Genomic DNA, 20,283 nt, shown 5'->3' with positions numbered 1-20,283 from the left:
ATCTGTAGGCCCACATACTCGGCTCCAACGATCAACCGCCGGGAGCCCATCATGTCGCAGTTACCTGCTTCACCCGCCGTCAGTAGCCATCCCCGCTGGCTACGGCTGACCCATTGGCTGAACGCCTTGGCGGTGCTGGTCATGGTCACCAGCGGTTGGCGAATCTATAACGCTTCCCCGCTGTACGACTTCAGTTTTCCCAAAACGATCACCTTGGGTGGATGGCTCGGCGGCGCATTGCAATGGCATTTCGCGGCGATGTGGTTTCTGGCCGTCAACGGTCTTGTCTACCTGATCATCAACCTCGTCAGTGGTCGTCTGAAACGGCGCTTTTTCCCGGTTTCGCCTAAAGGTGTCCTGCATGACCTGTGGGCCGCGTTGAGAGGGCGGTTGGGGCATGCCGATCTGAGTCATTACAACCACGTGCAACGGGTGGCGTACCTGTTCGTGATGGTCGACATCACGCTGCTGGTGATTTCCGGTCTGGTGTTGTGGAAGTCCGTCCAGTTTCCGCTGTTGCGTGAACTGCTGGGCGGTTACGAAGTCGCGCGGCACGTGCACTTCATCGCGATGTCGCTGTTGGTGGCCTTTGTCGCAGTTCATCTGGTGATGGTCGCGCTGGTTCCCAAAACGTTGTGGGCCATGATTGTCGGTCGCAAGGAGGTCGTATGAAAAAGCGCATTCAAGGCTCAGGGCTGGACGAGTCGTCCATCCTGACAGATGCCAGGAAAATCATTGCCCCACAGATCGAGGACCGCTCACGACGCTCGTTCCTGATGCGCAGCCTGACACTCGGCGGCGTGGCCATGTTGTCCGGCTGCAACCTCACCGACAACGAAAGCGTCGACACCGCGTTGTCCTCCATGTCCCGGTTCAACGATCGGGTGCAGGGCTGGTTGTTCAACCCCAATGCGCTGGCGCCGACCTATCCCGAGTCAATGATCACCCGGCCGTTTCCGTTCAATGCCTTTTACGGCATCGACGAGGCGCCGACGGTGGAGGAAGAGAGTTATCGACTGGAAGTGACCGGCATGGTCGCCGACAAGCGCAGCTGGCGCCTGGAAGAACTGCGTGCCATGGCCCAGACCGAACAGATTACCCGACACATCTGCGTCGAAGGCTGGAGCGCGATCGGGCGCTGGGGCGGCGTACGGTTCAGCGACTTCCTGAAGCGGGTCGGTGCCGACACGGATGCCAAATATGTCGGCTTCAAATGCGCGGACGACTACTACACCAGCATCGACATGGCCACCGCGCTGCATTCGCAAACCTTGTTGACGCTGACCTATGACGGCGCGGTGCTGCCTCGCCAGTACGGCTTCCCGATGAAGCTGCGTATGCCCACCAAGCTGGGCTACAAGAATCCCAAACACATTCAGGCGATGTTCGTCACCAACACCTATCCGGGTGGCTACTGGGAAGACCAGGGCTACAACTGGTTCGGTGGTAGCTGATGGCGCCTGGCCACTTCACTGCGTAGCGCCCGCTGCGCTCATTCGCAACCTGTGCTTCAAGGAGTTCCATCATGAAAAAGTTAGCGACCACCGTACTGTCCATGTGCCTGGTGTTTGGCACCGCCAGCGTGTTTGCCGCCGATGCTACAACCAATAACGGCATGAGCAACGACAGCATGAGCAAGGATTCAATGTCTAAAGACGCCATGCATAAAGACACGATGAAAAAGGACGCCATGACCAAGGATTCCATGAGCAAGGACGCGATGAAGAAAGACAACATGTCCAAGGACGCGATGAAGAAAGACAACATGTCCAAGGACGCCATGAGCAAGGACGGAATGAAGAAGGACGCGATGTCCAAGGACACAATGAAAAAAGAGGCTCCTTCGTACTGATCCGAACACCCTCCTTCGAGGCCAGACCCTGGTTTGCAGACGCCCATACGCCGCTGTATGGCGCCCGATTTAATCGCCCGGTTGTATCAAAAATGAATTTCCGCGAAGTCCGCTGCTCATACCTGATAGGTGGCGGATTTAAGCGCGCGAAATCATTCATGCAATCAGGGAGTGTCACGGTCATGAGTCCAGTATCGACGGCGGGTGAGCTCCTTCCTGGCGGGTTGATTCTTGTGGTTGAGGACGACCCGCTGATCCTGGAGTTTCTCTGTGAAGTTCTTCAGGAAGAAGGCTTTGTGGTTGAACCTCAGACCAGCGCGGATGCCGCGTCGAAGTATCTGGAGCAGCACTCGGACGGCGTCCGTCTATTGCTCACGGACATCACCATGCCGGGCAAACTCAATGGTGCGGACCTGGCCAATCTGTTTGGCGACCGCTGGCCGGACAAACCGATCATGATCATGTCCGGTTTCGAAACGCCGGAAAGCGCCGGGGTCAGGCATTCGGTGTCGTTCATCAAGAAACCGTGGGCGCTTGGGCAGTTGCTGGACTGTTTGGAAGGTGCCTTGAAGTCGAAACGTACCCTTTAGAACCTGCGGCACATCTGATCACTACAACCTGTCACGTTGCGCCTTGTGGCGGGCCTATACTTCAAGAGTCGGCACACTCGGTGCGACCTGCAATCGTGTTTGATGGATGGGATGGCGCGTCGAGTGATCGTTCACGCAGGCCACGGCCTGCCTTCGTCGTAGGGAGGAGAAGATCATGGCGCGTAAATACATCGACTGCCGCGAGTTTCCAAGCGATGCCAAATGCTCGGTCGCACTGTCCGCAGACTCTGAAAACGAACTGCTCGAAGCCGCCGCACAGCATGCGGTCAGTGTTCACAAGCACATCGACTCACCGGAACTGCGTGCTCAACTGAAGACGATGTTTCACGACGGCACCCCGCCTGTTGAAGCACCGCGTCCCGCTTAGCAAGGAAATCCTCTGCAGGAGTTGCCGAAGGTTGGGGCCGCGTTCGGCAGCTCCTCGCAAATGCTACATTGCTCGGCGAACCCGCCTGGCACTTGCGAGAGGTAGCTCCCCCTTGTCTGCTCAAGAATCTGTCTTCAACACCCCGTACCGCGCTTTTCTGTTCGATATGGACGGCACCGTCCTCAATTCCATCGCCGCTGCCGAGCGGATCTGGGCGGCCTGGGCCTTGCGCCACGGCGTTGATGTCGTCTCATTCCTGCCCACTATCCATGGCGTTCGCGCCATCGACACCATCAATCGCCTGGCGTTGCCCGGGGTGGATGCCGAGGCTGAAGCGGCGTTCATCACCGAGGCGGAAATCGAGGATGTCGAGGGGATCATCGAGGTGCCTGGCGCGGCAGACTTTCTGAAGTCGCTGCCCGCGAACCAGTGGGCGATCGTCACCTCGGCGCCGAAGGCATTGGCGCTGCGGCGGATGGCCGCGGCGGGTATTGCGCAGCCTTTGGTGATGGTCACTGCCGAAGACGTCAGCGCCGGAAAACCCGATCCTGCGGGCTATCGACTGGCGGCCAAACGCTTGGGTGTTGAACCGGCCGATTGCCTGATTTTCGAAGACGCCACCGTGGGCATTCTCGCCGCCGAGGCAGCGGGCGCGGGCCTTATCGTGGTGACCGCGACCCACGACCATCCGCTCCAGACCCCGCATGCCACATTGGCCAGCTACGACTCGGTCGTCGCGCTAGTAGACCCTGAGGGACATGTCCGCCTACAGAAAATCTAATGTGGGAGCGGGCTTGCTCGCGAAAGCGGTGTGTCCGGCACATCGATGGCGAATGACACACCGCATTCGCGAGCAAGCTCGCTCCCACATTAGGGTTGTGTTGTTTCAGTAAACCCCGGGAATCAACCGCCAACTGCGGGCGCAATAAGCCTCGTATTCACTGCCGAACTGCGCCCTTAACAGCCCTTCTTCGGCGTGAATGCGGGCGATCAGCGGGATCAGCGTCACCGCGGCCAGCAACAGGCCAACGCCGGAGCGAAAGGCCAGTGCCCAGCCCACTGCAGTGATCATCAGCCCCAGATAACTGGGGTTGCGCAAGGTGCGATAAATCCCGTCGGTGACCAGCGTGTGCCCCGGCTGAATCGCCACCAGTCCGCTGAAACGCTTGCCCAGCACAAACACCGGCCACAGCCGCAGCGTGCCGCCGATGATGAACAGTAATGCCCCGAGCCAGCGCACACCTTCGTCACCAAAGGTCCAGAAATCGATTCGGTCGGTATAGGCCGGCAGGTACCCGCTCAATAAACCGATCACCCCGAACGCCGGCAGCACCCAGCGATTGGCCCGGTCTTCACGTTCGCCGGAACTCAGGTTGACCTCGGTGAACAAGGACGCGATGGCCATCACCAAAGTGGCAAGCGCAATGACCACCAGCGGTGCATGAGAGAAAAACGCCGATAATCCGCCAAGCCCCCACACCGCGAGCCCAAGGTAGGCGAGGGTGGAAACAACGGCGAAAAACGCCAGTTTGGCCGAGATTTTCATCTGCACCTCCACAAACGGACCTGACACCGTTCATTGTAGGAGCTGCCGCAGGCTGCGATCTTTTGATCTTCGCTTTTAAAAACAAGATCAAAAGATCGTCCGAACGCGGCCCGAACCTTCGGCAGCTCCTACAGGGCCCTGGCATTACGCCGAATCACCTGCGGCGGCTGTCCGAACGCCCGAAGGAAGGCTTCGCGCATGCGGCGGCAGTCGCTGAAGCCGGATTCTTCGGCGATCTGATCGAGGGTCAGGCGCCCGCGTTCCAGCATCTGCCGCGCCGTTTCCAGGCGCAGGTTTTCGATGGCTTTGGCCGGTGATTGACCGGTTTCCGTCCGGAAGGCTCGGCTGAACTGCCGAGGGCTGAGGCGCGCGACGTCTGCCAGTTGCTCCACCGACAACGTCTCGGTGAGGTGTTCTCGCGCATAGCCGAGGACTGTTTGAATGCGGTCGGATTTCGCTTCCAGTTCCAGCAGCGCCGAGTGTTGCGACTGGCCGCCTGCGCGGCGGTGGTACATCACCAGTTTCTGCGCCACGGAACGGGCCAGTGCGGCGCCGTGATCCTTTTCCACCATGGCCAGCGCCAGGTCGATGCCGGCGGTCATCCCGGCGGAGGTCCAGATCGAACCGTCGACGACGTAGATGCGGTCTTCTTCGACCTTGATCGACGGAAACCGCGCTTGCAGCTCCCGTGCATAAGCCCAGTGGGTGGTGGCGCGCCGTCCGTCGAGTAAACCGGCCTGGGCCAGGACGAACGCTCCGGAGCAGATCGACGCCGTGCGCCGTGCGGTTTTAACGCTGTCGCGCAGGTAACTCAGCACGCCTTCGGGTGCCTGCTCGAGGATGGCATCGCCGCCCACCACAATCACCGTATCGAACACCCGCTCACCAAAGGCCTCGGTGCCGACGCTCAGCCCACCGGAAGCGCGTAATGTGCGGCCGTCTTCGGACAATACGCTGACGTCATAAAGCGCCTCGCCGGCGCTGAAGTTGGCGTACTCGAACACCGGCATGGCCGCCAGCGCCATGGACTGGAACCCTTCAAACACTACAAATGCCACGGAAGTCATCGAGATGTCCTCAAAAGGTCATGTCCGAAAAACGTACTTTAAACGTCATTTGAGACGGGCGTTAGACCCTTTATAACGGTTCACACCCGGCGACGTTATCGCCTCACTGTGAAGGAAATCGACATGGCCCTCTCATCCAAAGGTACCGCTCTGATCACTGGCGCTTCTTCGGGCATCGGCGCGGTGTATGCCGACCGTCTCGCGCGGCAGGGTTACGATCTGATTCTGGTCGCCCGCAGCCAGGCGAAACTGAGCGCCTTGGCCAACCACTTGAGTAATGAAACCGGCCGCGCCGTGGAAGTGGTCGCCGCCGATTTGAAAGACAAGGCCGACTTGCGGCGGGTCGAAGAAATTCTACGCTCCGACGCCAGTATCACCCTGTTGGTCAACAACGCCGGGGTCGGCGCTGTCATGCCGCTGCTCGGCAGCCCCGTGGATGAGATGGAAGACATGATCACCCTCAACGTGACCGCGTTGATGCGCCTGGCTTACGCGGTGGTGCCAGGCTTCGTCGCTCGGGGCACCGGGACGGTGATCAATATCTCCTCGATCGTTGCCATCGCCCCGGAAATTCTCAACGGCGTGTATGGCGGGACCAAGGCATTTGTCCTCGGCCTGAGCCAATCGATGCACCGCGAGCTGGCCGACAAAGGCATTCGGATCCAGGCCGTATTGCCCGGCGCTACCGCCACCGACTTCTGGAGCGAGGCCGGCAACCCGGTGGAAAACCTGCCGCAAGAGATCGTGATGTCCGCCCAGGACATGGTCGATGCGGCGTTGACGGGGTTGGCGCAAGGCGAAGTGGTGACCATTCCGGGCCTGCACCAAGGCGATAAGTGGGATGCCTACGAAGCCCAGCGTCAGAGGCTTTCAGGCTTGTTCGGCCATTCCACGGCAGCACCGCGTTATCGCTGAAGCGGTAACCGTGGGAGCGGGGTGAACTAAGCTTGGATTAGGACCGTTCACCCTAAAGGAGCTCCGCCATGCTTCACATCAGAACGCCGTTGATTCTGCATCCAGACCTGTCGACCCCATCTCGACGAATATGGCTCAAGCTGGAAAACCTGCAACCGAGCGGCTCTTTCAAACTTCGCGGTATTGGGCTCTTGTGCAGCCAGGCAGCGGCGCAAGGGAAACGCAAAGTGATCTGTCCTTCCGGCGGCAACGCCGGGTTCGCCACCGCCGTGGCTGCCGCCAGACTGGGATTGAAAGCCTGCATTGTGGTGCCGCACACCACGCCGGAAACCACCCGCGCACGGATCAGGAAAACCGGTGCCGAGGTGATCGTTCATGGCAAGGTCTGGGACGAAGCCAATCTACGGGCCAAAGAACTCGCGCAGGGCGCGGACACCGAGTACGTGCCAGCCTTCGATCACCCGGTGTTGTGGGAAGGGCACAGCACGATGGTCGACGAAATCCTTGAGGATTGTCCTCAGGTCGATGCGCTCGTGATGTCGGTAGGGGGTGGAGGTTTGCTGGCGGGGATTCTCACCGGATTGATTCGCCACAAGCGCATGGACTGCCGGATCATCGCGTGTGAAACCCAGGGTTCTGCGTCTTTTGCCGCCGCTGTCAGTGCCGGACATCCGGTCAAATTCCCCCGGATCGATACGGTCGCCAAGTCGCTCGGCGCGACTCAGGTTGCCGCCTGGCCGGTGCAGCATATCCTCGATTTCCCGCACGAGTGTGTCGCGCTCAGCGATGACGAGGCGATCATGGGCGTGGTGCGTTACGCCAACGACCTGCGTCAGTTGGTCGAGCCGGCGTGCGGCGTTTCGTTGGCGATTGGATACCTGGACCATCCGGCGATTGCCGAGGCCCATGATGTGGTGATTGTGGTGTGCGGCGGCGTGAGCATCAGCGCGCAATTGGTGGCGGGTTGGGCGCGATTATCCACCGGTGTTGAAGCAAGGTAGGGCTGCAAACGCTATCCGGGTGCTGCAGCCCCACCGCTACTTTTTCAGCCTTTATTGACCCGCGGCAACGCCTTCCTGGACGAGGATCGCTCTGGCCAGATCTTCGTCGCTGGCGTTGAGGCCTGGATGTTCCTGACGAATCTGCTTTAAGTATGACTCCAGATAAACACCACGAATCGCGCCGCCACTGGCAACGAAGCTGGAGGCGTCATCCCGGGCAGGAATCATGAGTTTGTGGTCCTTGAACGTCGAGTACAACGATGCGGAAACCCCGGCTGACGTGGCGACATCGCCCGCATCCACTTTGGCCATAGCGGAGCCGAAGGGTAAACACAGCAAAAGGGAAGAGATGATAATCAGACGGCGCATGACGGTGTCCTCTGAAAGCGTGAAGCAAAAAAGGAAGTACCTCATCTGTAAGATGCGTGGCGGTCGTCAGGAGTTCCCTGTCGATGCGTGATCAGTCCAACGCCTGCGTCTGAAAAGGCTCAGATCCTCGCCGCACACACAATAATCTCCACCGAAAACGCTGGATCAGCTCGCTTTGCTTCGCCGCACGCGCGGGCCGCGGCCATTGGTCAGCCCAGGCAAAGCGCTGACCCAGTGTCAGCGCTGAGTCCAAGAGGCAAGGCGGGCTTAGGTCGCTCTGCTAAAGCAAAGGAATGCTGTAGCTCACGATCAAGCGATTCTGATCCTGGTTGCGGGACGCGCCGTTACGCCATCCGAATCCGACACCTTTAAGCGTGCCGGGCTGAATCACGTAGTCCAGAGCGATGTCCCGCTCCCATTCTTTCTGGGTATCAACTTCTGCGGGAACATGGCCGGGGTGATCGTGCCGATCCTGATCGGGCTGATCGTGCAGTTCACCGGGTCGTATTTCCTGGTGCTGATCTTCTTCGTGGTCATGGCCATGCTGCTGGCGATATTCTCCAGCCTGATCGATTATCGGGAACGAGGGCTGGCGTGAAAGGAGCGGAGGGCAGGTGAGCGTCGATATCGAATGCGTGGTGGTCGGGGCCGGAGTGGTCGGGCTGGCGGTCGCCAGAGCCCTGGCCCGCAGCGGGCGGGAAGTGATCCTCGTCGAGGCGGGCGAGGGCATTGGCGTGGGCATCAGTTCGCGCAATTCGGAAGTGATCCACGCCGGCATTTACTACCCGAGCGGCAGCCTCAAGGCGCAAGTGTGCGTGGAGGGCAAACAACGCCTTTACGCCTTTTGCGATGAGCGCGGCGTCGATTACCAGCGCCTGGGCAAGCTGATCGTGGCCACGGATGACGGTCAATGCGCAGCCTTGCGCAAATTGCTGGAGCAGGGCCTGCACAATGGCGTTGATGACCTGCAATGGCTGGACGCCGAACAGGCGCGGGAACTTGAACCGGCAGTGTCCTGCGTCGCTGCGCTCTGGTCACCGTCCACCGGGATTGTCGATTCCCATGCCCTGATGCTGGCGCTTCAGGCGGATGCCGAGGCCAGTGGCACGTCGCTGGTTTTTCATACGCCGCTGGCGTCGGCCCGTTGCACCGAGCAAGGTTTCGAATTGCGGATGGGCGGCGCCCAACCGATTACCTTGAGCTGCCGTGCGTTGATCAATTGCGCGGGATTGTCCGCGCCTGAGGTGGCGAGCCGGATTGATGGCTTGCCGTCGCAGCACGTTCCAACTGCCCGGCTATGCAAGGGCAGCTATTTCAGTTTCAGCGGCCGGGCGCCGTTCCGGCATTTGGTGTATCCGGCCCCGGAGAGTGCGGGGTTGGGTGTGCACATGACGCTGGATCTGGGCGGTCAGGCGCGCTTTGGGCCGGACGTCGAATGGGTCGATCACGTCGATTTCCGTGTGGATCCACGCCGAGCCGATGGCTTCTACGAGGCAATCCGGCGCTACTGGCCGGCGTTGCCCGATAACAGCCTGAAACCGGCCTACAGCGGTATCCGCCCGAAAATCACGGGCCCGACCGAGCCGGCGGCCGACTTTGTCATCAGTGGTCCGGCCGAGCATGGTGTGCCGGGGTTGGTGAATCTGTTCGGTATTGAATCACCGGGGTTGACCAGTTGCCTGGCGCTGGCTGATCGGGTGACGACGGTATTAGCCACACAACGACCGGTGTAGCAGCTGCCGAGCAACGCGAGGCTGCGTTCGGCGGCGAAGCCGCCGTAGTCCGGCGAATGCGGTCTACCTGATGCAACGCGGTCTCAGGTTTTACGACGGCTTCGCCGCCGAACGCAGCCTCGCGTTGCTCGGCAGCTGCTACACAGATCGTGTTACTGCGAAGTGACCGGTAATCAGCGTTTGCAATGCCGCTCGCCCTGAGGGCTATGCTTGGCAGTGCGCCCATCACAATGGGAGACCTCCGATGATTAACGTACGCACTGCCCGCATGCTTGCCGATTACAAGCGCTGGGCCAATCAACGCCTCTTTGACAGCCTGGCCGCACTGCCGCCGGGTGAGGTCAATAAAGAGCGCGTGTCGGTGTTCAAGAACATGATCGGCACCCTGAACCACCTCTACGTGGTGGACTGCATCTGGCAGGCCCACCTCGAAGGCCGAGGGCACGGCTTCAAGACGTCACACGATCTGCTGCACCCCGAACTCGCCGAGCTGCGCCTGGCGCAAAAGGACATCGATCACTGGTACTGCGACTGGAGCGAACGGCAGACCGATGCCTCGCTGGATAAACCCGTCGAGTTCAGCTTTGTCTCGGGGGAAAGCGGCACCATGAGCGCCGGCGCGATACTGATGCACGTGGTCAACCACGCCAGCTACCACCGCGGCTGGGTGGTCCAGATGTACTTCGAAATTCCGGTCATGCCGCCGGTCACTGACCTGCCGGTCTACCTGCGCGAGACCGACCCCGAGTCTTTCAAATCGATTAATGCCCCGGCAGTGGAGCGGCCATGTGTTGGGCAATTCGCGAGCGCAACCAACGTTCTGCCGGATCGTTATCGTTGACCCCGTTCCAGACCATGGACAGTTCGGACAGCACGATGTCAAACGGCGGGTCGTCGGCCCGCAACTGGCTGCTGCCTTCGATCAGCGCGCACGCCGCGTAGTCCGGCACCGTGGCGAGCATATCGGTGCCGGTCAGCAAGGCGCGCAGGCCGGCGAATTGCGGCACCGCCAGCACCACCCGGCGTGAACGACCGATACGGGCCAGGTCGCTATCGATGGCACCGGTCAAATCCCCGGAAAACGACACCAGCGCGTGAGGGCGCTCGCAATACTCATCCAGGGTCAGGGTGCCGGGACGGTCATCGCCACGCAGGATCTTGACGCTCAGGTCGCGCAGCTTCTTGCGCTTGGCGTTGGCCGGCAGTTCCGTGGTGTAGCTGATCCCGACGGAAATCTCCCCGCTGGCCAGCATCGACGACATCAGCATGAAATTCACCCGCCGCACCACCACCACGACGTTCTGCGCCTCTTCGCGTATTTGCTTGAGCAGCGGCGGAAACAGGCCGAACTCGGCGTCGTCGGACAGGCCGATGCGGAATACATCGCGGCTAGTGGACGGGTCGAAATCCTTGGCCCGGCTGACCGCGCCGGAGATGGTGTCCATCGCCGGCTGCAACTCCTTGAGGATCGCCAATGCGCGCTGGGTCGGCTCCAGCACACGACCGTTACGCACCAGCAGCGGGTCGTCGAACAGGTCGCGCAACTCGGCCAGCGAGGCACTGACGGCAGGCTGGCCGAGAAACAGTTTCTCCCCGGCACGGGTCAGGTTCTTTTCGAACATCAGGGTTTCGAAAATCACCAGCAGGTTCATGTCCACGCGACGCAGGTCGTTGCGGTTCATGTGGGGTTGCTCGCAGGATTTCGGGGTCTTTTCAGTAAAGCACCAAACCCTGTGTGGCAGTCGAAGATCCATTCGCTTAGAAAATCAAAGGATCGCAGCCTCGTTGCACTCGACAGCTCCTACAGGTGTGCGCCAAACCCTGTAGGAGCTGTCGAGTGCAATGAGGCTGCGATCTTTTGATCTTGAAATCTCAGGGCGAGTCAGCCGAACATGGCTCCGTCAGCACCTTCCTGAACGTCTCCACCAGCGGCCGCAAATTGATCCGGTGCCACGCGGCCCACAGCGGCGTGGTGAAGGAAATCCACGGCACTTCCCGCAATACCACGCCGGGCGGTGCGTTGCGGCTCAGGCCTTTCTGAATCATGGCGATGCCCAGCCCCGATGCCACCAATCCCAACGCGGTGAAAGGTTCGGTGGCTTCCATGCGAATGTCCGGGGTGAAACCAGCGCGGATGCAGGCGCTGACGAAGTCGTCGCGGCTGGCGGCGTCTTGGCGGGGTTGCACGCCGATCCATTCCTGATCGGCCAGGTCCGCCGGGGTCAGTGTTGTGTGGTTCGCCAAAAGATGATGTTCGGGCAGGGCCAGCAGCATCGGATCGTCCAGCACCTGAAAACCCAGCAGGTCCGGGTCGTCGGCGACGGGCGGTTCGCTGACCAGTGCGATATCCAGACTACGCTGACGCAGGCCTTCGAGTTGTTCGGCGGAATTCAGGTTGTACAGCGCGACGTGAACGTTCGGCCGGTCGACCCGCAGCACCCGCAAGGCATTGGGCAAGACGCCGGCGTGCATGGCGTTTTCGATGTAGCCGATGCACAAGCCGCCTTCTTCACCACGACCGAGGCGCTTGCCCAGGGATTCCAGGCGATTGGCGTGGGTCAGCAGGGCACGGGTTTCAGCCAGAAAAGTCTGGCCATCGCGGGTCAGGCGAATGCGTTGCTGGCTGCGTTCGAACAGGGTCAGGCCCAGGCGCTCTTCGAGCTGGGCGATCTGCCGGCTCAGGGGCGATTGGGAAATGTGCAGGCGTTCGGCGGCGCGACCGACGTGTTCTTCTTCGGCGACGGCGACGAAGTAGCGCAATTGGCGGATGTCGATCATGTCAGACCTATCAGGACTCAAGTGCTGCATATTATGTCTTGGACGGTCCGATCATCGCAATCTAGCATCTGCTCAACGGTCACCTCTGATGACCCCTGACACTCAAGAGGAAAAACCCATGAGCTTGAAAGACAAATTGCCTGGCACCCTCGGTTTCGGCACCGCTCCATTGGGCAACATGTTCCGCGCCATTCCTGAAGAAGAGGCGATGGCTACTGTCCACGCCGCCTGGGATGCCGGTGTGCGTTACTTCGACACCGCTCCGTTTTACGGCTCGGGCCTGTCGGAAATTCGTCTGGGCGCCGCGTTGGCCCAGTACAACCGTGACGACTATGTACTCAGCAGCAAAGTCGGTCGGGTCATTCTCGATGAAGTTGAAGATGCGGCGGCCCGTGACTTGGGCGAAAAAAGCGGCGTGTTCGAACACGGCCGCCCGAACAAGATCGTCAACGACTACAGCGCCGATGCCACGATGCGCTCCATCGAAGACAGCCTCAAGCGCCTGCAAACCGATCGTCTGGACATCGTCTGGGTGCATGACATCGCCCAGGACTTCTACGGCGATCAGTGGCTGGAATACTTCAACCAGGCCCGCACCGGCGCCTTCAAAGTGCTGACCCGTTTACGCGAAGAAGGCGTGATCAAGGGCTGGGGCCTGGGCGTGAACAAGGTTGAACCGTGCGAACTGACCCTGGATCTGACCGAAGCTCAGCCGGACGGTTTTCTGCTGGCGGGTCGCTACACGCTGCTCGACCACGACCGTGCCTTGCAGCGTTTGATGGATGCCGCGCTGGCGCAGAACGTCGAGATTGTGGTCGGTGGTCCTTACAGCTCGGGCATTTTGGCCGGTGGCACACACTTCGAGTACCAGAAAGCCAGCCCGGCGATCATCAATAAAGTCGAGCAGATCAAACGCATTGCTGCCGCGCATGGTGTCGACATCAAGGCAGCTGCGTTGCAGTTCTCGTTGGCTAACCCGGCCGTGGCGGCGGTGATTCCGGGGTCCAGCCGTCCGGACCGGATTGCTGAAGACGTTGCCGCGATGTCGGCCGTCATTCCCGCTGCTTTCTGGCAGGCGATGCGCGACGCGAAACTGGTGTCCGAACGTGCGCCATTGCCGATCATTGGAGGTTGAGCATGAAAATCGATCTGAGTGGAAAATGCGCCATTGTCAGCGGCAGCACCGCCGGCATTGGCCTGGGCATCAGCAAGGCGCTGGCCGGATCCGGCGCCACGGTGGTGGTGATCGGCCGCGAGACGGCCAAGGTCGAACAGGCGCTGGCGAGCATTCGCCAGAGCGTGCCGGACGCGCAGTTGCGTGGCCTGACCGCAGACCTCGGCACGGCCGAAGGCGCCGAGTTGTTGTTCGCCGCCGAACCACGGGCGGACATCCTGGTGAACAACCTCGGGATCTTCAACGACGTGGATTTCTTCGATGCACCGGACAGCGAGTGGACGCGTTTTTATGAGGTCAACGTGATCTCCGGCGTGCGCCTGTCACGGCATTACGTGCCAGACATGGTCAAGCAGGGCTGGGGGCGGGTGATCTTCCTGTCCTCGGAATCCGGGGTCGCAACACCGGCCGACATGATCAACTACGGCGTGACCAAAAGCGCCAACCTGGCGGTGTCCCATGGTTTGGCCAAGCGGCTGGCGGGCACCGGGGTGACGGTCAACGCGATCTTGCCCGGCCCGACATTGACCGATGGTTTGGAACAGATGCTCAAGGACGCCACCGCCGAATCCGGGCGCAGCGTTCGGGAAGAAGCCGACGCCTTCGTGCGCAAGGCCCGGCCGAGTTCGATCATCCAGCGCGTGGCGGATGTCGAGGAGGTCGCGAATCTGGTGGCTTATATCGCCTCGCCGCTGTCTTCGGCCACTACTGGCGCGGCGTTGCGGGTCGACGGTGGTGTTGTCGACAGCATGGCGATCTGAACCTTATTGATTGAGAGAGAATATTTCATGGCTGCAGCATCAGCATTCATCGACATCCCGGCGACCGCCGACCAGGTTTGGCAATTGATCGGCGGCTTTAACTCGCTGCCGGACTGGCTGCCGTTTATCCCGAAAAGCGAGCTGAGTGAAGGCGGCCGGGTGCGTAGCTTGCAAACGGCGGATGGGGCGGTGGTGGTTGAGCGGTTGGAGGCGTTTGATAACGCTGGGAAGACTTACAGTTATTCGATTTTGCAGGCGCCGTTTCCGGCTACTGACTATCTGGCGACTATCAGTGTTGAAGCGCAGGGGCAGGGCGCGCGAGTGACGTGGTCTGGGCGGTTTGCACCTGTCGGTGTGAGTGACGAGGAAGTGGTGGCGCTGTTTACCGGTATCTACCAAGGCGGCCTCGAAGCCCTGCGCGCGAACTACCCGGCCTGACCCTGGACTGATCGTTCCCACCGTGGGAACGATCATGTTACTGAACCGACAATCTAAGCTCCGCGCACAACCCACCCCCCTCGCGATTGCTCAACGTCAACGATCCCCCGATCGCCAACGCCAACTGCTGTGCAATCGCCAACCCCAACCCGGTCCCGCCGGTGCTGCGGTTACGTGAGTTCTCCACGCGATAAAACGGTTCCATCACCTGAGCCAATTCTTCCTCGGCAATCCCTGGCCCGCGGTCCATCACCTTCACCGACAAACTGCCGTCAGCCTTCGCTTCCACCCACAACTCGGCGGCGCCGGCAAATTTGAGTGCGTTGTCCGTCAGGTTCACCAGCACTCGCCGCAAGGCGTGCGGCCGGGTGTTGATCACCGCGTCACTTTTACCGCCGAGCTGAACGTCTTTGCCCATGTCCTGATAGTCGAACACCAGGCTGTCGAGGAACGAATCCAGATGGGTGCGGCGACTTTCCTCGGTGGCGCCATGCACGCTGCGGGCATAGGCCACGCCTTCGCGCACCAGGTGTTCGATCTCGCCAAGATCATTCCAGAGTTTGCCTTTCTCGACGGAGTCGTCCATGAATTCGGCACGCAGTTTCATGCGGGTAATCGGGGTTTGCAGGTCGTGGGAAATCGCCGCCAGCAGTTGCATGCGTTCCTTGAGGTAAGCGGCGATGCGCGCCTGCATCGAATTGAAGGCCATGGCGGCATGGGCGACTTCGGTCGGGCCTTTTTCGTCCAGGTGCACCGCGTGGGTGTTGGGGTCCAGGGTCTCTACCGCTTGGGCGAGGCGGGTGAGGGGGCGGATGGCGATTCTCACGGCCAGCCAGGTGCAGATGAGCATCAGTGCCAGTTGCCCCAGCAACACGATGGGTAACCACGGCGACAACGGCACCATCGAGGGTCGAACGTCGATGGTTACCGGGCTACCGTCCGCCAGTTTCAGGTGGACCTGAAAATGTTTATCCGGCCCGGGGATGTCGGTGACCGTCATCGGGTAATCCTTGCCGATGGCCTCTTTGATCGAAGTCATCGCTATGGGCGAATCGCTCATGGGCATGCCCGGCGAGCCTTCGTTCAACAAATAGCGGTAGTTACGTCGATCCAGTTGTTGCAGCCAGCTCATGCGTTCTTCGGCCGGCAAGCGGTCGAGGATGGCGATGGAGGTCGAGACGTCAGTTTCCAGATTGCCCAGCATGGTGTTCTTCGTGCTTTCGTATCGCTCGTAGTACTGCGCGCCGAAGGACAGCGCCTGCGCGAGAATCAAGCCGATCAGGAAGATCAGCGACAGTCGCGAGGCGAGGGTGCGGGGCCAGCGCATCGAGAGATTCATGAGGGCGCCCCGAGGACTTCCACCGGCAGCGAAAACACATAGCCTTCGCTACGCACGGTTTTGATGTAGGCCGGTTCGCGGGCATCGTCCAGCAGTCGCTGGCGCAAGCGGCTGACCAGCAAGTCGATGGAGCGGTCGAACAGGTCGGCATCGCGGCCTTGGGTCAGGTTCAGCAATTGATCGCGATTGAGCACCCGCTGAGGATGATCGAGGAACACCCGCAGCAACCGATATTCCGCGCCACTGAGCGCGACCATCGTGCCGTCCTCATCGAGCAGGTGCCGGGCCGAGGTGTCCAGGCGCCAGCGCCCGAAGGCCAGCAAACGACCGCTTTCGGTGACCACCAGGTTGGGCGGCAGCATCCGTGTGCGGCGCAGCACGGCGTTGATTCGGGCGAGCAGTTCACGCGCAGCGAACGGCTTGACCAGGTAATCGTCGGCGCCCATTTCCAGGCCGATGATGCGGTCGGTTTCATCGTTGCGCGCGGTGAGCATCAGCACCGGCGTGGCCTTGTGTTTGCCGGCGCGTAACTCACGGCACAGCATCAGGCCATCGTCGCCCGGCATCATGATGTCGAGCACGATCAGGTCCACTGGCGTGGATTCCAGGAACGTGCGCATTTGCCGTCCATCCGCCACGACGGTGGTGCGCAGGCCGTTTTTCTTGAGGTAGTTGCCTACCAGTTCCCGGATCTCGCGGTCATCGTCCACGATGAGAATGTGATCGACGTGTTCCATTTGGCCAGGTCTCTGTAGATGGGGGATGTCGCGCAGTCTATCGAGCCTTGGCCCGCTCGCCCGCAGTCCTTTGTATTGCAGTGTATCTGGCATGTCGGCGGATACACGTGGACGCAAAAACACTCATTTTCAGGGCTTTTGTATCGCTGTGTATCCCGGCCCGGTTTTGATACGTACCGATTTACACGCGCCTGTTCCCGACACAGTCGGGATACCTCGCGGGCTTCTAATAGGTTCCATCGAGGCAAATCAAACCGCCTCGGCCCAATAAACGATTGACCTATTGAAGCCTTGAGGAAACCACCATGAACACCAAAGCCGTCTACGCCGCTTGCCTGTTTGCCGCCCTGAACATCTGCACCTTGTCGGCCCGCGCCGAAGCTGATGTCTCCGCTAAAACCTACACCTACGGCACGCACCTGGACATCAAGAAAGTGGTGTCGCTGAAACAGGACGCCTCGACTTCCTGTGGGGTTGTGGATGCCCAGCTGACTTACCTGGATTCCCATAACCAAACCCAGGTTCTGGACTATCGCAAATTTGCTGATGGCTGCAACTCAGAGAACTGAGTCCTGCGCTGACCCATTGCCCATGCCAACGCTGCTGTTGAACAGAAAAGCTGTGGCAGTGCGACTTGCTTCCAGCTGACGCCGGTGGCGGAGAAGGGCGGGGACGTCTTTCTGGCGCAGGACGGTTCCAGCCGTACGCCGCAGGGGCAGCAGCTGGACAACCAGACGGCCTGAAGCCCGGAACACTGATCTGTAAACACCACCGATCCAGTGTGGGAACGGGCTTGCTCGCGAAAGCGGAGAGTCAGTCGACATGAATGTTGAATGTACTGACCTCTTCGCCAGCAAGCCCGCTCCCACAGGGGATGTGTGTAAACCGCCGCACTCAATTTTCCAAGGTGATCCCATGTTTCTCATCGCTTTCCTGGGCGGCATATTGACCGTCCTCAGCCCTTGCATCCTCCCGGTCGTGCCGTTCCTGTTCGCCGGTGTTAAACGTACACGTTCCTCGATCCTGCTCACCCTTGGCGGCATGGTCCTGACCTTCGCCCTGATCTCCAGCCTGGCCGTGGTCAGCAGCGAGTGGGTGATACAAGCCAACAACACCGGTCGCCACTTAGCGCTGATCGTGATGGTGCTGTTCGCCCTGTCGCTGATTTCCGCCCGTGTCGGTGACTGGCTGGCCCGTCCCTTCGTGGCGCTGGGCAACCGCCTCGATCCGGACACACGCAAAATGTCCGGCCCGTTGAGTTCGCTCATGATCGGCGTTGCCACCGGTCTGCTCTGGGCACCGTGCGCCGGACCGATCCTCGGGGTCATCCTCACGGGCGCCATGCTGCAAGGTGCAAACGCTCAAACCAGCCTGTTATTGGTGGCGTATGGCCTGGGCAGCGCATTGTCCCTGGGCACCTTGATCTTCGCCGGTCGCGGCCTGGTCAATCGCTTGAAAGCGTCGATCCCGGTCACCGGTTGGCTGCGTCGTGGTGCGGGTGCTGCGGTGCTGGCGGCTGCGGCGGTGATTTCCACCGGTGCCGACAAAACACTGCTGGCCGGCACTTCGTCCGAAGGCGTCAGCAGCATCGAGAAAAGTGTGTTGGAAACCGTACCGAAAGTCGTCGATTACTTCGTCAGCAAGGTCAACGCAGACTCGTCCATGGACAACGCCAAAGGCGCCATGCCGTCAATTGCCGGCGCAGTGCAATGGCTTAACTCGCCAGCCCTGAGCAACGATTCGCTGAAAGGCAAAGTAGTGCTGGTGGACTTCTGGACCTTCGACTGCATCAACTGCCAGCACACCTTGCCGTACGTGAAGGACTGGGCGAAGAAATACGAGAAGGACGGCCTGGTAGTGATCGGCGTCCACACCCCTGAATACGGTTTCGAGCGCATCATCGACAACGTCAAGGATCAAGTGAAAAAGCTCGGCATCACCTACCCGGTGGCGATCGACAACAACTACGCGATCTGGCGCAACTTCGACAACCAGTACTGGCCCGCTCACTACCTGATCGATGCCAAGGGTCAGGTGCGTTATACCCACTTTGGTGAAGGCAGTTACGAGACTCAGGAGAAAGTGATTCAGCAGTTACTGGAAGAGGCCAAAGCACCCGCTGCGTAAGGCTTCACATCAATGGCTCACAGGCTGTGCGCCGTGGGTCATTGGTTTTTTCTCCTGACTGCGCCGCCACGCCGCCGGTGGCGCTCCATACTCTCGACGAAACGCCCGACTGAACGCCGTGTCAGTTTGGTAGCCCACCTCTTCGGCAATCCGCATCAACGAGCTGTTACTGCTGCGTAACAGGTTGGCCGCCAGCAACATCCGCCATTGCGTCAGGTACTGCATCGGCGAACTTCCCACCAGTTGCTGAAAGCGCTCCGCCAACACCGATCTTGAAGTACCGGCAGTGCGCGCCAGTTCATCCAGGGTCCAGGCGTGACACGGTTTTTTGTGCAATGCGTTGAGGGCGGCGCCGACAATCCGGTCGCCCACACCCGCCAGTCAACCGGTGCGACCTTCGCCCTGTTCGTGCATGTACAGGCGTAGCACCTCAATGAACAACACCTCGGCCAGTTTCGCCAGCACACCTTCGCCACCGGGGCGGGGCGATCGGGCTTCGGCCAGTGCATAACGGACCGACGATTCCAGCCAGATACCGGCATTCGAGCCTCGCACATTAACCCGGACCACCGCCGGCAACCCGGTCAGCAACATGCCGGCCAGACGGGTATCGCACGCCAGATAGCCGCACACCAACCGCGTTATCGCGCCGCCACCGCCATAGCTCAATTGCCGTGGACGGCGCGCCAGCACCACGTCCAGCCGCGCACCGGTGGCGGGTGCGAGCCCCGGGTTAGAGCTCATGCGGTGGGCGTCTCCCTGAGGGAAAACCACCACATCGCCGGCCGTCAGCAGGAGCGGGGGATCATCACCCAGTTCGACATAACACTCGCCTTCGGTGATCAAGTGGAAGATCACCACGCGTTCGGCGCCGGGCTCCAGAAACGGAGCCGCCGCGTCGGCGCTCGGCGATTGGTAGCACCAGGGTGCAGTGAACCTGGCATTGATGAAAATCGCGCCGACCAGGTGGACGACGCGCAACGTCTGGGACAGGGCGTCCATGGTGGTTTTCCCGTGTTGGCGGGCAGCTTTGGGTGGTGAGCTTGATTGTGAGCCTGTCGCGCCAGAGCGTGAAATCTCCGGACGATCGGGCAGGGTTGGCCGACGATCGGGCAGGACGCCAGCGTTGCCCGGCGCGATAGTTGACCTACAGGGTCTGCCGACCCTGTCATCAATAACAAGAATGAGAGGTTGCCATGCCTAAGTTCGTTATAGAACGCGAGATTCCGGGTGCTGGAACACTGTCAGAAAGGGATTTGAAAGCCGCTTCGCAAAAGTCCTGCAAGACGTTGCGCGACTTGCCAGAGGTGCAGTGGCAGCAGAGTTATGTCACCGGTGACAAGCTCTACTGCGTGTACATCGCGCCCAACGAAGAGTTGATCAAGGAACACGCCAGGCAGAGCGGTTTCCCGGCCAACCGCATTTCCCAGGTCACGGCCATCATCGATCCCACCACGGCCGAATAAGC

At 60.5% G+C, this 20,283-nt stretch carries 23 protein-coding genes and 3 pseudogenes; 17 read left to right on the top strand and 9 right to left on the bottom strand.

The window, feature by feature from the left end; all coding sequences use genetic code 11:
- Positions 1-51: 51 nt before the first annotated feature.
- The 6 genes from CUN63_RS00820 (at position 52) to CUN63_RS00795 (ending at position 3,611) form a co-directional block, all read left to right on the top strand.
- Positions 52-672 (top strand): cytochrome b/b6 domain-containing protein, encoded by a 621-nt coding sequence (locus tag CUN63_RS00820; protein WP_129436774.1) that lies wholly within the window; start codon positions 52-54, stop codon positions 670-672.
- Entirely contained in the window at positions 669-1,454 is a 786-nt protein-coding gene (locus CUN63_RS00815; RefSeq protein ID WP_129436773.1) for a molybdopterin-dependent oxidoreductase, read from the top strand. Before CUN63_RS00820 ends, CUN63_RS00815 begins: the two co-directional genes overlap by 4 nt.
- Before the next feature lie 71 nt (positions 1,455-1,525).
- Positions 1,526-1,852, top strand: coding sequence for a pentapeptide MXKDX repeat protein (locus tag CUN63_RS00810; protein ID WP_129436772.1), 327 nt, complete (start codon positions 1,526-1,528; stop codon positions 1,850-1,852).
- A 182-nt stretch (positions 1,853-2,034) separates the two neighbouring features.
- Positions 2,035-2,442, top strand: coding sequence for a response regulator (locus tag CUN63_RS00805; protein WP_129436771.1), 408 nt, complete (start codon positions 2,035-2,037; stop codon positions 2,440-2,442).
- 175 nt (positions 2,443-2,617) lie between these two features.
- A complete protein-coding gene (locus CUN63_RS00800; RefSeq protein WP_129436770.1) occupies positions 2,618-2,830 on the top strand; it encodes a DUF1059 domain-containing protein in 213 nt (70 codons plus the stop codon).
- A gap of 112 nt (positions 2,831-2,942) precedes the next feature.
- Positions 2,943-3,611: an HAD-IA family hydrolase gene (locus CUN63_RS00795; RefSeq protein WP_129436769.1), complete on the top strand. Its 669-nt coding sequence runs from the start codon at positions 2,943-2,945 to the stop codon at positions 3,609-3,611.
- A 105-nt stretch (positions 3,612-3,716) separates the two neighbouring features.
- Here the strand turns inward: CUN63_RS00795 and CUN63_RS00790 are convergent, their stop codons facing one another.
- Both CUN63_RS00790 and CUN63_RS00785 read right to left on the bottom strand, forming a co-directional pair.
- Positions 3,717-4,376, bottom strand: coding sequence for an isoprenylcysteine carboxylmethyltransferase family protein (locus tag CUN63_RS00790; protein WP_129436768.1), 660 nt, complete (start codon positions 4,374-4,376; stop codon positions 3,717-3,719).
- Between the two features lie 128 nt (positions 4,377-4,504).
- Positions 4,505-5,443: a GlxA family transcriptional regulator gene (locus tag CUN63_RS00785; RefSeq protein WP_129436767.1), complete on the bottom strand. Its 939-nt coding sequence runs from the start codon at positions 5,441-5,443 to the stop codon at positions 4,505-4,507.
- 123 nt (positions 5,444-5,566) lie between these two features.
- Here CUN63_RS00785 and CUN63_RS00780 point away from each other — a divergent pair, with 123 nt between their 5' ends.
- Positions 5,567-6,358, top strand: coding sequence for an SDR family oxidoreductase (locus CUN63_RS00780; RefSeq protein WP_129436766.1), 792 nt, complete (start codon positions 5,567-5,569; stop codon positions 6,356-6,358).
- 68 nt (positions 6,359-6,426) lie between these two features.
- Positions 6,427-7,359, top strand: a complete 933-nt coding sequence (locus CUN63_RS00775; protein ID WP_129436765.1) for a pyridoxal-phosphate dependent enzyme — start codon at positions 6,427-6,429, stop codon at positions 7,357-7,359.
- A 51-nt stretch (positions 7,360-7,410) separates the two neighbouring features.
- Here CUN63_RS00775 and CUN63_RS00770 read toward each other — a convergent pair whose 3' ends face one another.
- Both CUN63_RS00770 and CUN63_RS00765 read right to left on the bottom strand, forming a co-directional pair.
- On the bottom strand, positions 7,411-7,728 hold the full coding sequence (locus CUN63_RS00770) for a DUF2388 domain-containing protein (RefSeq protein WP_111449117.1): 318 nt from the start codon (positions 7,726-7,728) through the stop codon (positions 7,411-7,413).
- A gap of 280 nt (positions 7,729-8,008) precedes the next feature.
- Positions 8,009-8,161, bottom strand: a pseudogene (locus CUN63_RS00765) (OprD family outer membrane porin); the annotation flags it as partial.
- Between CUN63_RS00765 and CUN63_RS00760 the strand changes: the two are divergent.
- The 3 genes and pseudogenes from CUN63_RS00760 to CUN63_RS00750 form a co-directional block, all read left to right on the top strand.
- A pseudogene (locus CUN63_RS00760) lies at positions 8,159-8,326 on the top strand (MFS transporter); the annotation flags it as partial. The pseudogenes CUN63_RS00765 and CUN63_RS00760 sit on opposite strands and share 3 nt — an antisense overlap.
- A 16-nt stretch (positions 8,327-8,342) precedes the next feature.
- Positions 8,343-9,461 (top strand): NAD(P)/FAD-dependent oxidoreductase, encoded by a 1,119-nt coding sequence (locus tag CUN63_RS00755; RefSeq protein ID WP_129436764.1) that lies wholly within the window; start codon positions 8,343-8,345, stop codon positions 9,459-9,461.
- Between the two features lie 244 nt (positions 9,462-9,705).
- Complete coding sequence (locus tag CUN63_RS00750; RefSeq protein WP_129436763.1) at positions 9,706-10,302, top strand: DinB family protein; 597 nt, start codon at positions 9,706-9,708, stop codon at positions 10,300-10,302.
- On the opposite strand, the gene CUN63_RS00745 is transcribed toward CUN63_RS00750, so the two are convergent.
- Positions 10,223-11,143, bottom strand: coding sequence for a LysR substrate-binding domain-containing protein (locus CUN63_RS00745; RefSeq protein WP_129436762.1), 921 nt, complete (start codon positions 11,141-11,143; stop codon positions 10,223-10,225). The two genes, CUN63_RS00750 and CUN63_RS00745, sit on opposite strands and share 80 nt — an antisense overlap.
- Positions 11,144-11,333: 190 nt before the next feature.
- Entirely contained in the window at positions 11,334-12,239 is a 906-nt protein-coding gene (locus CUN63_RS00740) for a LysR substrate-binding domain-containing protein (protein WP_129436761.1), read from the bottom strand.
- Between the two features lie 118 nt (positions 12,240-12,357).
- Here CUN63_RS00740 and CUN63_RS00735 point away from each other — a divergent pair, with 118 nt between their 5' ends.
- Genes CUN63_RS00735 through CUN63_RS00725 form a run of 3 tightly spaced genes read left to right on the top strand, consistent with a single transcriptional unit; the run spans position 12,358 to position 14,612 of the window.
- Positions 12,358-13,374 (top strand): aldo/keto reductase, encoded by a 1,017-nt coding sequence (locus CUN63_RS00735; RefSeq protein WP_129436760.1) that lies wholly within the window; start codon positions 12,358-12,360, stop codon positions 13,372-13,374.
- Positions 13,375-13,376: 2 nt separating this feature from the next.
- Positions 13,377-14,174, top strand: coding sequence for an SDR family NAD(P)-dependent oxidoreductase (locus tag CUN63_RS00730; protein ID WP_129436759.1), 798 nt, complete (start codon positions 13,377-13,379; stop codon positions 14,172-14,174).
- Positions 14,175-14,201: 27 nt separating this feature from the next.
- Positions 14,202-14,612: an SRPBCC family protein gene (locus CUN63_RS00725; protein WP_129436758.1), complete on the top strand. Its 411-nt coding sequence runs from the start codon at positions 14,202-14,204 to the stop codon at positions 14,610-14,612.
- 37 nt (positions 14,613-14,649) lie between these two features.
- On the opposite strand, the gene CUN63_RS00720 is transcribed toward CUN63_RS00725, so the two are convergent.
- Both CUN63_RS00720 and CUN63_RS00715 read right to left on the bottom strand, forming a co-directional pair.
- Positions 14,650-15,951, bottom strand: coding sequence for a HAMP domain-containing sensor histidine kinase (locus tag CUN63_RS00720; protein WP_129436757.1), 1,302 nt, complete (start codon positions 15,949-15,951; stop codon positions 14,650-14,652).
- The gene (locus tag CUN63_RS00715; RefSeq protein WP_033060285.1) at positions 15,948-16,688 is read right to left on the bottom strand and encodes a response regulator; all 741 of its coding nucleotides are present in this window, start codon (positions 16,686-16,688) and stop codon (positions 15,948-15,950) included. Before CUN63_RS00715 ends, CUN63_RS00720 begins: the two co-directional genes overlap by 4 nt.
- A 305-nt stretch (positions 16,689-16,993) precedes the next feature.
- Here CUN63_RS00715 and CUN63_RS00710 point away from each other — a divergent pair, with 305 nt between their 5' ends.
- Together CUN63_RS00710 and CUN63_RS00700 are read left to right on the top strand one after the other, a co-directional pair.
- Positions 16,994-17,257 carry a DUF2790 domain-containing protein gene (locus tag CUN63_RS00710; protein ID WP_129436756.1) on the top strand — a complete coding sequence of 88 codons (264 nt, stop codon included), beginning with the start codon at positions 16,994-16,996 and terminating at the stop codon, positions 17,255-17,257.
- 346 nt (positions 17,258-17,603) lie between these two features.
- Positions 17,604-18,815: a cytochrome c biogenesis protein DipZ gene (locus CUN63_RS00700; protein ID WP_129436754.1), complete on the top strand. Its 1,212-nt coding sequence runs from the start codon at positions 17,604-17,606 to the stop codon at positions 18,813-18,815.
- A gap of 9 nt (positions 18,816-18,824) precedes the next feature.
- On the opposite strand, the pseudogene CUN63_RS00695 reads toward CUN63_RS00700, so the two are convergent.
- Positions 18,825-19,817 (bottom strand): annotated as a pseudogene (locus tag CUN63_RS00695) (AraC family transcriptional regulator).
- A gap of 194 nt (positions 19,818-20,011) precedes the next feature.
- Here CUN63_RS00695 and CUN63_RS00690 point away from each other — a divergent pair.
- The gene (locus CUN63_RS00690) at positions 20,012-20,281 is read left to right on the top strand and encodes a DUF4242 domain-containing protein (protein ID WP_129436753.1); all 270 of its coding nucleotides are present in this window, start codon (positions 20,012-20,014) and stop codon (positions 20,279-20,281) included.
- Positions 20,282-20,283: the final 2 nt, after the last annotated feature.

This window comes from Pseudomonas sp. ACM7 (genome assembly GCF_004136015.1).
Classification (GTDB): domain Bacteria; phylum Pseudomonadota; class Gammaproteobacteria; order Pseudomonadales; family Pseudomonadaceae; genus Aquipseudomonas; species Aquipseudomonas frigoris.
This window is presented reverse-complemented; position numbering and strand designations above follow the sequence as displayed.

Coding starts and splice junctions, on each gene's coding strand:
- CUN63_RS00820 (WP_129436774.1), top strand. CDS start 52: ATGTCGCAGTTACCTGCTTCACCCGCCGTCAGTAGCCATCCCCGCTGG.
- CUN63_RS00815 (WP_129436773.1), top strand. CDS start 669: ATGAAAAAGCGCATTCAAGGCTCAGGGCTGGACGAGTCGTCCATCCTG.
- CUN63_RS00810 (WP_129436772.1), top strand. CDS start 1,526: ATGAAAAAGTTAGCGACCACCGTACTGTCCATGTGCCTGGTGTTTGGC.
- CUN63_RS00805 (WP_129436771.1), top strand. CDS start 2,035: ATGAGTCCAGTATCGACGGCGGGTGAGCTCCTTCCTGGCGGGTTGATT.
- CUN63_RS00800 (WP_129436770.1), top strand. CDS start 2,618: ATGGCGCGTAAATACATCGACTGCCGCGAGTTTCCAAGCGATGCCAAA.
- CUN63_RS00790 (WP_129436768.1), bottom strand. CDS start 4,376: ATGAAAATCTCGGCCAAACTGGCGTTTTTCGCCGTTGTTTCCACCCTC.
- CUN63_RS00785 (WP_129436767.1), bottom strand. CDS start 5,443: ATGACTTCCGTGGCATTTGTAGTGTTTGAAGGGTTCCAGTCCATGGCG.
- CUN63_RS00780 (WP_129436766.1), top strand. CDS start 5,567: ATGGCCCTCTCATCCAAAGGTACCGCTCTGATCACTGGCGCTTCTTCG.
- CUN63_RS00775 (WP_129436765.1), top strand. CDS start 6,427: ATGCTTCACATCAGAACGCCGTTGATTCTGCATCCAGACCTGTCGACC.
- CUN63_RS00770 (WP_111449117.1), bottom strand. CDS start 7,728: ATGCGCCGTCTGATTATCATCTCTTCCCTTTTGCTGTGTTTACCCTTC.
- CUN63_RS00750 (WP_129436763.1), top strand. CDS start 9,706: ATGATTAACGTACGCACTGCCCGCATGCTTGCCGATTACAAGCGCTGG.
- CUN63_RS00745 (WP_129436762.1), bottom strand. CDS start 11,143: ATGAACCGCAACGACCTGCGTCGCGTGGACATGAACCTGCTGGTGATT.
- CUN63_RS00740 (WP_129436761.1), bottom strand. CDS start 12,239: ATGATCGACATCCGCCAATTGCGCTACTTCGTCGCCGTCGCCGAAGAA.
- CUN63_RS00735 (WP_129436760.1), top strand. CDS start 12,358: ATGAGCTTGAAAGACAAATTGCCTGGCACCCTCGGTTTCGGCACCGCT.
- CUN63_RS00730 (WP_129436759.1), top strand. CDS start 13,377: ATGAAAATCGATCTGAGTGGAAAATGCGCCATTGTCAGCGGCAGCACC.
- CUN63_RS00725 (WP_129436758.1), top strand. CDS start 14,202: ATGGCTGCAGCATCAGCATTCATCGACATCCCGGCGACCGCCGACCAG.
- CUN63_RS00720 (WP_129436757.1), bottom strand. CDS start 15,951: ATGAATCTCTCGATGCGCTGGCCCCGCACCCTCGCCTCGCGACTGTCG.
- CUN63_RS00715 (WP_033060285.1), bottom strand. CDS start 16,688: ATGGAACACGTCGATCACATTCTCATCGTGGACGATGACCGCGAGATC.
- CUN63_RS00710 (WP_129436756.1), top strand. CDS start 16,994: ATGAACACCAAAGCCGTCTACGCCGCTTGCCTGTTTGCCGCCCTGAAC.
- CUN63_RS00700 (WP_129436754.1), top strand. CDS start 17,604: ATGTTTCTCATCGCTTTCCTGGGCGGCATATTGACCGTCCTCAGCCCT.
- CUN63_RS00690 (WP_129436753.1), top strand. CDS start 20,012: ATGCCTAAGTTCGTTATAGAACGCGAGATTCCGGGTGCTGGAACACTG.